Annotated in this window: 8 protein-coding genes; 5 read left to right on the forward strand and 3 right to left on the reverse strand. The window is 61.7% G+C overall.

What is annotated here, in order from left to right; all coding sequences use genetic code 11:
• Positions 1-60 precede the first annotated feature (60 nt).
• On the reverse strand, positions 61-717 hold the full coding sequence (locus AC5E6W_RS12875) for a response regulator transcription factor (RefSeq protein WP_491752712.1): 657 nt from the start codon (positions 715-717) through the stop codon (positions 61-63).
• A 246-nt stretch (positions 718-963) separates the two neighbouring features.
• On the opposite strand from AC5E6W_RS12875, the gene AC5E6W_RS12880 reads away from it, so the two are divergent.
• Positions 964-1,386, forward strand: coding sequence for a VOC family protein (locus AC5E6W_RS12880; protein WP_491752713.1), 423 nt, complete (start codon positions 964-966; stop codon positions 1,384-1,386).
• Between the two features lie 72 nt (positions 1,387-1,458).
• Here AC5E6W_RS12880 and AC5E6W_RS12885 read toward each other — a convergent pair whose 3' ends face one another.
• Both AC5E6W_RS12885 and rbsK read right to left on the reverse strand, forming a co-directional pair.
• Entirely contained in the window at positions 1,459-2,223 is a 765-nt protein-coding gene (locus AC5E6W_RS12885; RefSeq protein ID WP_491752714.1) for a FadR/GntR family transcriptional regulator, read from the reverse strand.
• Between the two features lie 86 nt (positions 2,224-2,309).
• The gene (gene rbsK / locus AC5E6W_RS12890; protein WP_491752715.1) at positions 2,310-3,254 is read right to left on the reverse strand and encodes a ribokinase; all 945 of its coding nucleotides are present in this window, start codon (positions 3,252-3,254) and stop codon (positions 2,310-2,312) included.
• Between the two features lie 414 nt (positions 3,255-3,668).
• Between rbsK and AC5E6W_RS12895 the strand changes: the two genes are divergently transcribed.
• From AC5E6W_RS12895 to AC5E6W_RS12910, 4 genes are read left to right on the forward strand one after another with little or no spacing between them, the layout of a single operon-like run.
• Positions 3,669-5,189 carry an efflux RND transporter periplasmic adaptor subunit gene (locus tag AC5E6W_RS12895; protein ID WP_491752716.1) on the forward strand — a complete coding sequence of 507 codons (1,521 nt, stop codon included), beginning with the start codon at positions 3,669-3,671 and terminating at the stop codon, positions 5,187-5,189.
• A gap of 5 nt (positions 5,190-5,194) precedes the next feature.
• Positions 5,195-8,725, forward strand: a complete 3,531-nt coding sequence (locus AC5E6W_RS12900) for an efflux RND transporter permease subunit (RefSeq protein ID WP_491752717.1) — start codon at positions 5,195-5,197, stop codon at positions 8,723-8,725.
• Complete coding sequence (locus tag AC5E6W_RS12905) at positions 8,722-11,829, forward strand: efflux RND transporter permease subunit (RefSeq protein ID WP_491752718.1); 3,108 nt, start codon at positions 8,722-8,724, stop codon at positions 11,827-11,829. Before AC5E6W_RS12900 ends, AC5E6W_RS12905 begins: the two co-directional genes overlap by 4 nt.
• Before the next feature lie 21 nt (positions 11,830-11,850).
• Positions 11,851-13,458 (forward strand): efflux transporter outer membrane subunit, encoded by a 1,608-nt coding sequence (locus AC5E6W_RS12910; RefSeq protein ID WP_491752719.1) that lies wholly within the window; start codon positions 11,851-11,853, stop codon positions 13,456-13,458.
• Positions 13,459-13,542 lie beyond the last annotated feature (84 nt).

Raw genomic sequence — 13,542 nt, forward strand, 5'->3', positions numbered from 1 at the left:
TAACATGTCTTGCATGAAGACTTTACCGAAAACAGGGGGGGGAGGGGGGTACCCCGGAGCCTAAGCCGTCCTCATCAGCTCCGCACGCACCTGAGCCGCGGCATCCGCCAGCGTGCGATGGTGCACGGTGAACAGCGCCAGCTCCAGGCGGTCGCTCACGCCGGTCTTGTCGTAGATGGAACGGAGGTAGTTCTTCACCACCTGCTCCTTCGTGCCCAGCATGTCGGCGATTCCCTTGTTCTTGCAGCCTTCCGCGATCAGCGCGACAATCTGCAGTTCCTTCGGCGTCAGGCGCTCCAGCACACGCGCTCCCACACGATCCGGGGACGGCATCTCCTTCACCGTCGCGCGCTGCTCGAAGTGCTCGCCCCGCCAGACACGGCGTATGGCATCCGTGAGCTGCGCGCCGGCGACCGAGCGTAGTACGAGGCCGTCGAGCAAGCTGCGCAGCAACTCCGGGGTCTCGGTGCCGTGCTCCTGGATCATGATCGCGCGGCTATTGGCTTGCTCGATCAACATCAACAAGCTCTCAAGATCGCGGGTAATGCTGGAGGGAAAGATCACCACCGAACGCCGCAGACCTGCTACAGCTTCCTCGAGCCGCACCAGATCCGCACACTGCGCTGCAATCTCCAGCCCGGGTTCCTGCGCGATGACTCGCGCCGTACCTGTACGGAAGATCACTTGATTGTCGGCCAGAATAACGGGAATGCTCAATCGATTCCTCCACGTACAGGCCCGGCGGGTGTGCCGCTGAACTCTATCGTCATAAGAAATGGAGTTGCGTCAGATGAACATCCCCCAAAGGGAGGCAGAACCAAACTTGCCGTCCGCCTTCAGTAACTGGGGAAATGCCTAGGGTCGCCGTCGGGCCAAGCCGTTACGCCGGTTCGTTATGATCGAGTACAGTCTCCGCAGCATGGCCGCGAAGATAAGTCCCAAGCCCGAAGGTTTCTCAGGTCCATGAGCTCTCTGCGCCCCTTCCACATTGCCTTCCCCGTCAACGACCTCGACGCCGCTCGACACTTCTACGGCACCGTGCTGGGCTGCCCAGAGGGCCGCAGCTCCGACACCTGGATCGACTTCGATTTCTTCGGACATCAGATCGTCGCGCACAGGAAGCCTGGCGTCAGTGACGGGGCACACCACAACCCCGTCGATGGACACGACGTCCCCGTACCGCACTTCGGCGTGATCCTGGAGCAGAAGGACTGGGAGACTCTGGCTGAGCGCATGAAAGCCGCTGGCACGAAGTTCGTCATCGAGCCCTACACTCGCTTCAAGGGAGAGGTCGGTGAGCAGTCCACCATGTTCTTCCTCGACCCCGCAGGCAATGCGCTCGAGTTCAAGGCCTTCGCCGACCTCAGCCAGCTCTTCGCGAAGTAGACACATTCGCCTCGAACACAAACGCGGGGCCACAATATCGGCCCCGCGTCGTGTCTTCTCGAACTCGAAGATCTATGCCGTGATCACGTCGCGATCCGCAGCATCATTCTTACCCGACGATCGCTTTCCCCGCGCCGCCGACATGGGCTCTTCCTTACCGCCGGCTTCATCACTCGTCAGGTGCTCTTCTACGTGATACAGGTGAAGTCGCATGGCGCGGCGCGCCTCATTCGGATTACGCTCCGCGATGGCCTTGAAGATCGCTTCGTGGTCCACCAGCGCGGCCTCCTGGTGGCGATCGAGGCCCGCCCGCTGGCTCAGCCGGTGGTACATCGGGGCAAACATCCCCGCCCACAGGCCATCGACGATGGAGGCCAGCACACTGTTCTTGGCCGCCTCACCGATCGCAACATGGAACTGGCGGTCGCTGACCTGCGCGTTGGTCTTCGACGAGACCATCTTGCGCATCTGCTCCAACGTCTTCTCAATCTTGTTCAGGTCGCTGGCCGAGGCGTATACGGCGGCATCGGCGGCGATCTCACCTTCGATCAAGGTACGCGCACGTAGCAACTCAAACGGTCCCGGCCCGGAGTCCAGCACCAGCGACATGGGATTGACGGCCTCACGCACGTACGCCCCCGAGCCGGAACGAATCTCCAGCTCGCCGGCGATCTCCAGCGCCACCATGGCCTCGCGGATGGTCGGGCGACTCACGCCGCAAACCTTCGCCAGATCGATCTCGCCCGGCAGGCGAGCCCCCGGCTGCAGCCCATGCTCCGCGATGTAACGCGAGATCCTGGCCGCGACCTCCTGGTAGCGGCGTTGCGTTTTGACCATGAAACCAGTCTCCCTTTCCCGGCGCCACCATCCTACCGCAATGCCAGCTGGTCCGGCGCGCCTCAAAAGGCAGGTACATGTGCGGATTACCCAGCTGCGTTGATTGCGCGCCCACCCATCAGGCAATCGATTTCGCCCCGCTGTGGCATGGAGGGTGCGGTTCCGGGCCGCGTCACGGAGATCGCCGCGGTTGCGCAACCAAAGCGCACCGCATCCTCGAGCCCGAGGCCTTCCGTCAGCGCCACAGCAAAACCTCCGTTGAAGGCATCGCCCGCGCCCGTCGTCTCCACCACTGGTCCGGCATTCAGCGCGCCGACATGAGCCCGAACCGTCGCGCTCTTCACAAAGGCGCCCTGCGCTCCCAGGGTGATGATGACGTTCTTTACACCGCGGGCGAGGAAGACATCGGCAGCCCGTTCCGCATCGGCGACGTTGGCAACGGAAACGCCTGTCAACGCCTCCGTCTCGCTCTCATTGGGCGTGATGTAGTCAACCAGCGGGTAAATGTCATCCGGCAAAGGCGCAGCAGGCGCAGGATTGAGGATCGTGTGCACTCCGAGCGACCGCGCCAGCCGCAGTCCATGCGCAACGATCTCCAGCGGCAGCTCGAGCTGCGCCATCAGGATGGCAGAGCTGCCGATAAGCTCGCCGGCAGCCTCCACCTCTTCCGCCGTAATCGTGAAGCAGGCCCCGGGAACGACGATGATCGCGTTATCGCCACTGGCCGCATCGATGAGGATCGCCGCGGCGCCAGTGGGAACCGCAGCTTCATAAAGGTGGCCGGTATCAATTCCCTCGTCGGCATAGAGCTTGCGGGCGATATCGCCGAAGGGATCGCGGCCTAGCTTGGAGATAAAGCTGACCTGTCCTCCCGCGCGAGCCGCCGCTACTGCCTGGTTGGAGCCTTTGCCCCCTGGCCCCAGCACAAACGACGGCCCCAGGATCGTCTCTCCACGCGTTGGCAGACGATCCACGCGAAACGCCAGATCAGCAACAAAACTGCCCAGCACGGTGATGCGATTCCGTTCCATGAGTCGAAGCTACTCTCCTCGTCGTATCATCAGGCGCGGCGCGACCACGAGGCCCGGTAGCCGGTACCTCGCTCTCATCGCTCCACCAACACCTCGAACGGGCCTAACGCCAGAACCGCGTTGGCCGGCAATCGCATCCTTCCCGCGGCTCCAGGAGTAGAAAGGTCGCACGCCTCGTGCGTTTACCGTTCTCTATTGGGATGCACCCCAAAGCTATGAGAGACTGCAATAATCGCATTCCAAACGGATAGCAATGTGCCAGCACGGGTGGCATGAAAAGGCTTTTTCACACCGGGCCCGGGCATCGAAACTTTTTCGCAAGCTAAACCATCCATACAGTTAAAGTCCCAACGCACTGGGCAAATAACCAACTCATCGCACAACTTTGTTGGGGCGGCTGATCGAGGACAAGGAATGCTCGACAACGAGCGCGGACGCACCCCGCTGGACGACAGGGCGCTGGGCGATAACTTTGCGGCGCAAAGCTCTCCCTCCTATGGAGGCGAGCTCGGACGAAGCTTTGAAGAGCACAACTCTTCCCGCGAAGAATGGGAAAAGGACAAGCACCGCGGACGCCGTGCCCTCATCTGGGGCGTGGTGCTGGTGGTGCTGGTCGTCGGTGCGCTGGCCCTCTATTTCACGACGCGGCCCAAGGCCACCGACGGCGGCGATACACCTGCCGCTGGGGCCCATCACGGTCGCGGTCAGACCGGCCCCGCAGCGATCACCGTCGGCGAGTCCTCGACCGGCGACAGCAATATCTACGTCAACGCACTCGGCACGGTGACGCCGCTGCACACCATCACGCTCTACAGCCAGGTCACCGGCCGCGTGCTGTCCGTGCACTACACCGAAGGTCAGCTGGTTCGGAAGGGCCAGCCGCTGGTCGAAATCGACCCCCGCCCCTACGAGGCCGCACTGACCCAGGCCAAGGGCACGCTGTCGCATGACGAGAACGTGCTGGCCCAGGCCCGCATGGACCTCAAGCGTTACCAGGACGCCTTCGCCCGCAATGCCATCGCACGGCAGCAGCTGGAAGATCAGGACAAGCTCGTGCTGCAGGACGAGGGCACGGTCACTACGGATCAGGGCAGTGTGCAGAGCGCCGAGACCAATCTTTCGTACTGCCATATCGTCGCGCCTATCACCGGCCGGGTCGGTCTGCGCCTGGTCGATCCGGGCAATACGGTCTTCTCGGGCACCGGCTCGACGCTGGTGGTTATCACCGAGCTCCAGCCGATCACCGTCGTCTTCACCGTGAGCGAGGATAACCTCCCGCAGATCCAGCAGCAGCTCAAGGCCGGCCATAGCCTGGTAGTGGACGCCTTCGATCGCACCAACGACAACATCCTGGCTACCGGCAAACTCACCTCGCTGGATAACCAGATTGACACCACGACCGGAACGCTGAAGTTCCGTGCCTCCTTTGAGAACAAGGATCTGGCGCTCTTCCCGAACCAGTTTGTGAATGCGCGGTTGCTGGTCAGGACGGTGCAGGGAGCCACGCTGGTTCCAACCTCCGCGGTGCAGTACAACGGCACGCAGGCCTTCGTATACGTGGTCAAGCCGGGGGCCTCTCGAAAGAAAGCCGCTACCGGAGGCGCTGCCGCCAAACCAGCAGACAGCGCTCCTGCTACCACAAGTGCTGCGGGCGGACGTTCGGGCCGAGGCCAGGGCGTTACCGGAACTCCAGCCACAGTATCAGTGCAGAACATCACCATCCTTACCAGCGATGAGAACGTCACCGCCGTCTCAGGCATCGGAGCGGGCGTCAAGCTTGCGACCAGCGGCTTCGATCGCCTGGAAAACAACGCCGATGCGCTCATCCAGCCGAACCAGCCTGCCAACGGTCAGGGCGGTCACGGCAAGTCCAGTGGAAAGAACAGCACGGGCGCACCGGGGAGCCAAACGTCATCCCCGGCAGGCGGCAACTAAGCACCATGAGTCCTTCGCGGCCATTTATCCTGCGACCGGTCGCAACGGCGCTGCTCATGGCAGCGATGTTTCTGGCCGGCGGTGTTGCCTTCCTCCAGCTGCCGGTCTCGGCGCTGCCTGAGGTCGACTACCCGACCATCCAGATCCAGACGTTCTACCCCGGAGCGAGCCCAGACGTCGTCGCCTCCGCGGTGACGGCTCCGCTCGAGCGTCAGTTCGGCCAGGTCGCCGGCCTCAGCCAGATGACCTCGACAAGCTCGGGCGGGTCGTCGGTCATCGTGCTGCAGTTCCAGCTCGCCATCAATATCGATGTGGCCGAGCAGGAAGTCCAGGCCGCCATCAACTCGGCGCAGAGCTTCCTGCCTGCGGGCCTGCCGACGCCTCCGATCTACTCGAAGTCCAACCCGGCCGATGCGCCGGTGCTGACGCTCGCGCTGACGTCCAACGAGACGTCGCTCTCTCAGGTTGAGGATCTCGCCGACACGCGGCTCGCGCCGAAGATCTCGCAGATCAACGGCGTCGGCCTGGTCTCCATCTCCGGCGGCCAGAAGCCAGCAGTCCGCATCCAGGCCAACCCCACGGCGCTTGCGTCGTATGGGCTGAATCTGGAAGATCTGCGGAACGCGCTCGTCGGAACCAGCCTTAACTCGGCGAAGGGTAGCTTCGACGGTCCCTCACAGGACTATACGATCAATGCCAACGACCAGCTGCAGACCAGCAAAGACTACAAGCAGGTCGTGGTGGCGTACCGCAACGGTGCACCCATCATGCTCACCGATGTCGCGAAGATCGTCGACGGCGTCGAGAACTCGGAGCTGGCGGCATGGGTCGCCCACGCTGGCGACAAGGGCCAGACACCCGCGGTCATCCTCAACATCCAGCGCCAGCCCGGCGCTAACACCATTCAGGTGGTCAACAGCATCGAGGCGCTGCTGCCGCAACTGATCGACGCGATGCCGAAGTCTGTCCACGTGCAGACCGTCACCGACCGTACCGTCAGCATCCGCGCATCCGTCAAGGACGTTGAGTTTGAGCTGATGCTCACCATCTTCCTGGTGATCATGGTGATCTTCCTCTTCCTGCGCAGCGTCTCGGCCACCGTCATCCCGTCCGTGGCTGTGCCGTTGTCGCTGGTGGGAACCTTTGGCATCATGTACCTCTGCGGGTACAGCCTCAACAACCTCACGATGATGGCGTTGACCATCTCGACCGGTTTCGTCGTCGACGACGCGATCGTCATGGTCGAGAACATTGCTCGCTACATTGAAGAGGGCGAGGACGCGATGACCGCGGCGCTCAAGGGCGCTGAGCAGATCGGCTTCACCATCGTCTCTCTGACGGTATCGCTCATCGCCGTGCTCATCCCGCTGCTCTTCATGGGCGACGTTGCCGGCCGGCTGTTCCGCCAGTTCGCGGTGACGCTGGCCGTCACCATCGTGCTCTCGGCGTTCGTCTCGCTGACGCTGACGCCGATGATGGCAGCTCGCATCCTCAAGCACACTCCCGAGAGCGAGCAGAGCTGGTTCTACCACAAGTCCGAACAGGTCTTCGAGGACCTGATCGCCTTTTACGGACGCACCCTCCGCTTCGTGCTGCGCTTCCAGACGATCACCTTATTGGTTGCGGTGGCCACACTGGTGCTGACGATCGTGATGTACACGATCATTCCCAAGGGATTCTTCCCGGTGCAGGACACGGGAATCATCCAGGGCATCTCACAGGCCCCAGCTTCCATCTCCTTCGGTGCGATGAAGGACAAGCAGCAGCAGTTGGCGAACGTGTTGCTGCAGGACCCGGATGTCGAGAGTATCTCGTCGTTCATCGGGGCGGATGGAACCAACTCGACGCTGAACGCAGGCCGCATCCAGATCAACCTGAAGGATGAGGACAAGCGCAAAGGTTCAGCGACACAGATCATCGGACAGCTGGGGCAGAGGCTCAACCAGGTTGAAGGCATCAAGCTCTATATGCAGCCCGTGCAGGATCTCACTGTAGATGACCGTGTGAGCCGCACCCAATACCAGTACACCGTCGAAGATCCCAACATCGACGAGCTGAACGTCGTTGTTGCCGACCTGGTGAAGAAGCTGAAACAGCTTCCAGAACTTGCAGACGTCGTGACGGATCAGCAGCTCGGCGGCGTGGCCGAGAAACTCGTCATCGACCGCGCTACCGCTTCGCGATTCGGCGTCACACCTTCGGCGATCGACAACACGCTCTACGACGCCTTCGGCCAGCGTCAGATCAACACGATGTACACGCAGCTGAACCAGTACCACGTGATCCTGGAGGCGATGCCCCAGTTCCAGCTGAATCCGACCCAGCTGAACGATATCTACGTGCAGGCGTCGACGACCGGTGGGGTGACTGCGGTTTCATCCAACACGCAGGGATCGTCAGCAGGCGCAGGCAACGGATCGGCAGCCGCGAGCACCTCGCTGTTCAACTCCAGCGCGACCAATGGTATCAGCGCAACCACCACCGCGACCTCCGCACTATCGACCAGCGCGACCGCGAACAACACCGCATTGACGACTTCAGCGGCTCGCACCGGCTCGCTCTCGACGTCATCGAATACCGCAGCCGTCACGAACGTTATCTCCGCGTCCTCTTCCTCAACCGGCACGTCTTCGTCGACCAACACGGCGGCTTCCGGTACGACGCGCAGCGGTTCAGGCACTACCCCCGCGCCCGGTGGCGGAGGCGGGGGAGGTGGGTCGAGCTCAGCCTCGACGGTTACCTCAAACCCGGTGCCGCTGGGCGCGTTCGCGCACTTTGAAACCGTCAGCGAGCCGCTCTCGATCAATCACCAGGGCCAGTTCCCTGCCGTGACGATCTCCTTCAACCTCGGCACCGGCTACTCGCTCTCCCAAGCTCTGGACTCGATCAACAAGACCATCGATCAGATGGACCTGCCTCAAAGCGTGGTGCGCAACTACCAGGGCACGGCCGCCGCATTCGAGGGCTCACTCTCGAACGAAGGCCTGCTGGTCATCGCCGCACTGGTCGTCGTCTATATCGTGCTAGGCGTACTGTACGAGAGCTTCATTCACCCGATCACGATTCTCTCCACACTGCCCTCGGCCGGCGTGGGAGCTCTGCTCGCGCTGCGGATGTTCCACCTTGATCTCGACATTGTCGCGATCATCGGCATTATCCTGCTCATCGGCATCGTTAAGAAAAACGGCATCATGATGGTCGACTTCGCGCTGGAGGCGGAGCGCGATCATGGCCTCGATTCCACCGAAGCCATCTACACGGCATCGCTGCTGCGCTTCCGCCCGATTCTGATGACGACGATGGCTGCGCTGCTCGGCGGCATCCCGCTGGCCTTCGGTTCGGGAATCGGATCGGAGCTTCGCAAACCGCTGGGTGTCTCGATGGTCGGCGGCCTGCTGCTGAGCCAGGTACTGACGCTGTACACGACCCCGGTGATCTACATCTTCTTCGACAACCTCGGGAAGCGCTTCGGAAAGAAACCGCAGGAAGGCACCATCGTTCATCCTGATGAGCCGGAAGCCGCGAGGACAGCATGAATCCCTCGCGCGTCTTCATCGAGCGTCCCGTCGCGACGACGCTCCTGACGATCGCGATTGCGATTGCGGGCGTCATCGCGTTTACGGTACTGCCCGTTTCGCCGCTGCCGCAGGTGGACTTCCCTACCATCACGGTCGGTGCGTCGCTTCCCGGAGCCAGTCCGGACATCATGGCTTCGGCCGTGGCCACGCCGCTGGAGCGCCAGTTCGGACACATCTCAGGCGTCACCGAGATGACCTCGTCGAGCTCCATCGGGACGACGAGCGTCACGCTGCAATTCGACCTCAGCCGCGACATCAACGGCGCGGCGCGAGACGTCCAGGCGGGCATCAATGCAGCGCGCACCTACCTGCCCGCGAACCTGCCCTCCAACCCGAGCTATCGCAAGGTCAACCCTGCCGATTCGCCGATCCTGATGCTGTCGCTGCAGTCGGATGTCTATGACATCCCGACGCTATATGATGAGGCCTCTACGGTCATCATGCAGCGCATCTCGCAGATCAACGGCGTGGGCCAGGTCAACGTAGTGGGCGCGTCGCTGCCCGCGGTGCGCGTCGAGATCAATCCCGACCAGCTCGCTGGCCTCGGCATCAGCTTGCCGCAAGTACAACAGGTCATCAGCGGGCAGAACTCGAACCTCGCCAAGGGCCAGTTCAGCGACGGCGCAAACCGTTACGACATCCTCGCAAACGATCAGATCTCCAAAGCCGCCGCCTATCGTCCACTGGTCGTCGGCTACCACAACGGCGCCGCGGTCCGGCTCGAGGACGTCGCCGAGGTCATCGACTCACAGCAGACCGTGCGCCAGGCCGGCTACGTGAACGGGCGTCGCTCGGTAAATCTGATGATCCTGCGCCAGCCGGGCGCAAACATCATTCAGACGGTTGACGCGGTCAAGGCCGCGCTCCCGTCACTGCAGGCTACGATTCCGACAGGGGAACACCTCGGCATCATTCTCGATCGTACGTTGACGATCCGCGCGTCGGTCGAGAACATCGAGTCCACGCTGCTGGTCTCGGTGGCGCTGGTCATCCTCGTCGTCTTCGTCTTCCTGCGCAACGTTCCTGCGACCCTCATCCCTGCGGTGGTCGTGCCGGTCTCGCTGATCGGCACCTGCGCGATCATGTATCTCTGCGACTTCTCGCTCGACAACCTTTCTTTGATGGCACTGGCTATCGCGTCGGGCTTCGTCGTCGACGATGCGATAGTGGTGATGGAGAACATCTCCCGCCACATCGAAGACGGCATGACTCCGTTCCAGGCAGCGCTGCGCGGCGCTCAGGAGATCGGTCCCACCGTATTCACCATCAGCATCTCGCTGATCGCGGTCTTCATTCCACTGTTGTTGATGGGCGGCATCATCGGGCGTCTCTTCCGTGAGTTCGCAATCACGCTTTCGGCCTCGATCCTGGTGTCCATGGTCGTGTCCCTGACCACCACACCGATGATGTGCTCGCGGGTGCTGCGCTCCGAACACGATATTGAGCATGGCCGCGTCTGGAACCTGAGCGAGTTCTTCTTCACCAAGCTGCTGAATGGATATCGCCGCAGCCTGAATTGGGTGCTCGACCACCCGGCAATCGTGCTGTTCATCTTCGTATGCACGCTCGGTCTGAATGTGTACCTCCTCATCAAGATTCCCGGCGGCTTCTTCCCGCAGCAGGACACCGGCGTGCTTAACGGCGGCATGCAGGGGCCGCAGAGCACATCGTTCTATGCCATGAACGCGGCCGTGCAGCAGTCGGTGAAGATCATCAAGGACGACCCTGCGGTCGACAAGGTGATGGCCTTCACGGGAGGCCAAGGATCGACCAATGGCGGATACGTTTTTATTGCATTGAAGCCGCTGGATCAACGAAAGATCAGCGCGACGGACGTCATCAACCGTCTGCGTCCAAAGCTTGCGAAAGTATCAGGCGCCGCGACATTCCTCAATGCCGTGCAGGACATCCGCATGGGCGGACGTCAGTCTAACGCGCAGTTCCAGTACACGATCTCTGCCGACACGACCGCCGAGCTGCAGGAGTGGGGTCCCAAGCTGATGGCCGAATTGAAGCAGGTTCCGGGCATCCAGGACGTGAACAGCGACCAGCAAAACCACGGACTGCAGGCGCTGCTGAATTACGATCGCGCGACCGCTGCCCGGCTCGGCGCTACGCCTCAGCTCCTCGATCAGACGCTCTACGCGGCCTTCGGCCAGTCCGAGGTCTCCACCATCTACTCCGAGCTGAACCAGTACTACGTCGTGATGGAAGTTGCTCCGAAGTACTGGCAGACCCCGGAGGGACTCAAACACGATTACGTGATCCCCACCAAGGGTGGAGGGGCAATTCCACTAAGCTCGCTCCTCACGTACGCGCCTTCCACCTCGCCACTCTCGGTCAATCACACCGGCCTGTTCCCCAGTGTGACCGTCAGCTTCAACCTGGGACAGGGCGTCTCCCTGGGCCAGGCCACGCAGCTCATTCAGAGCATCCAACAGAAGCTGAACATGCCCGAAAGCGTGAAGGGCCACTTCGCAGGCACGGCGCAAGCGTATAAGCAGTCGCTAGGCACGGAGCCATACCTCATCGCAACCGCGATTCTCGCGGTCTATATCGTGCTTGGCATCCTGTATGAGAGCCTGGTCCATCCGATTACAATTCTCACGACGCTTCCTCCGGCCAGCGTCGGGGCCATGCTGGCGCTGCTCCTCACCGGCGGCGAACTCGACGTGATGAGCATTATCGGCATTATCCTGCTGATCGGAATCGTAAAGAAAAACGCGATCATGATGATCGACTTTGCCCTCAATGCCGAGCGCACCGAGCATCTAAATACTCGCGACTCCATCTTCAAGGCGTCGATTCTGCGCTTCCGGCCGATTTTGATGACCACCGCGGCTGCGCTCTTCGGAGCTGTGCCACTGGCGGTTGGTACGGGAATGGGCGCTGAGCTCCGTCGCCCGCTTGGCATCTCAATCATTGGCGGCCTCATTGTCAGCCAGGTGCTGACGCTATACACCACGCCGGTGATCTACCTCTTTATGGACAATCTTCGCCTGAAGGTACAGGGCGACAGGAACGCAAGACTCTTTACCACGCGACCGGTGGAACAACACTAGCCCGTGGGAAAGCAGGACACGATGACGCAGACGGCAATCAATACGAACCTCAAAGCCTCCCGCCGCATGGTCAGCAGTGGTATTCGGACCTTTCGCGGAACACTGGCCCTTGGAACCGCGCTCGCAGCCGTTACGCTGACGGGCTGCAATGTCGGGCCCAAGTACAACCGCGCCTCGGCGCCTCCTCCTCCGCCTGCCTACAAGGAGACCACTCAGGCGACGTACGCGAACCTTCCCGATGGCTCATGGAAGCCGGCGCAGCCCTCGGACGCGATGTTGAAGGGCAAGTGGTGGGAGGTCTTCCAGGAGCCTGAGTTGAATGCACTCGAAGAGCAGTTGGACATCAACAATCAGACTGTCCAGCAGTACTTCCAGAACTTCATGGCCTCGCGCGCGCTAGTCAATGAAGCACGCTCGTCGTTCTTTCCCACGCTAAGCGTTGGCCCGTCGTGGGGCCGCACGCACACACCGGGAACGCTGCATGACGTAACGACCACCTCGGGTGGGACAACGTCTGCAACCACGACTGCGGCGGGTTCGACTTCGACGGTGCTCTCGCTGCCCTTCGACGTTTCGTGGGAGCCGGACTTGTGGGGTCGCGTGCGGAATCAAGTCCGGGAGTACCAGTTCGCGGCGCAGGTCTCGGCTGCCGATCTCGAGAACGAACGTCTTTCCGAGCAGGCGTCCCTCGCCATCTATTACTTCGAGCTCCGCGGTCAGGATGCGCTGCAGGACGTTTACGACAAAACCGTAGACGCCGATCGCAAGTCGCTCGACCTGACCAAGGCGCTTTATGACACCGGCATCGATAGTGACGAGTCGGTCGCACAAGCCGAAGTGACGCTCGACAACGCGATCGAGCAGCGCACAAGCGTCGCTACAAATCGTGCCATCTATGAACATGCTATCGCGACGCTGATCGGCAAGCCCGCGGGCAGCTTCTCGATGGCGGTCAAAGCACTATCGGCGAAGCCGCCTTCCATTCCGGTTGGTGTGCCCTCGCAGCTGCTTGAACGTCGGCCCGACATCGCCGCCGCCGAGCGCACCATGGCCGAGGCGAATGCACTGATCGGCGTCGAGAAGGCAGCCTATTACCCCACGCTCAGCCTCAGCGGCTCTGGCGGCCTGGAATCGTCTCACATCGCGAATCTCTTTTCGGCGCCAGCGTTCCTGTGGTCGCTAGGTTCGTCCGCAACAGAGACCATCTTCGACGCCGGGCTGCGCCGCGCTACCGTACAGCAATATACGGCGCAGTACAACGCGGATGTGGCTTCCTACCGGCAGACCGTGCTCACGGCGTTCCAGCAGGTCGAAGACTACCTCGCCACGCTGCGAACGACGTCGGCGCAGACCATTCAGCAGGACGACTCGATTAAGGCTGCGCAGCGTTATCTGGATCTCGCCAACGCGCGCTATGAGACCGGCGTCGATCCCTACCTCAACGTGCTGAGCGCCGAGACAACGCTGCTCGGCGATCAGACGACTCAGGTTCAGTTGAAGATCAACGAGATGACTGCGGCGGTCGAGCTGGTGCAGGCGCTCGGCGGCGGATGGGATACGACGCAGCTTCCGGCGGCGGCGACGATCACGAGTGCGGCAGCTACCGACAAGATCCGCTCCACTCCCTAGCTCTCGATCATCACAACGCGCAACGGGTATGACGCTGAAGCGTCATACCCGTTGCGCATCTTTGTGCCTTTGAATTCTTCTCAG

It is taken from the genome of Bryocella sp., from assembly GCF_058498515.1.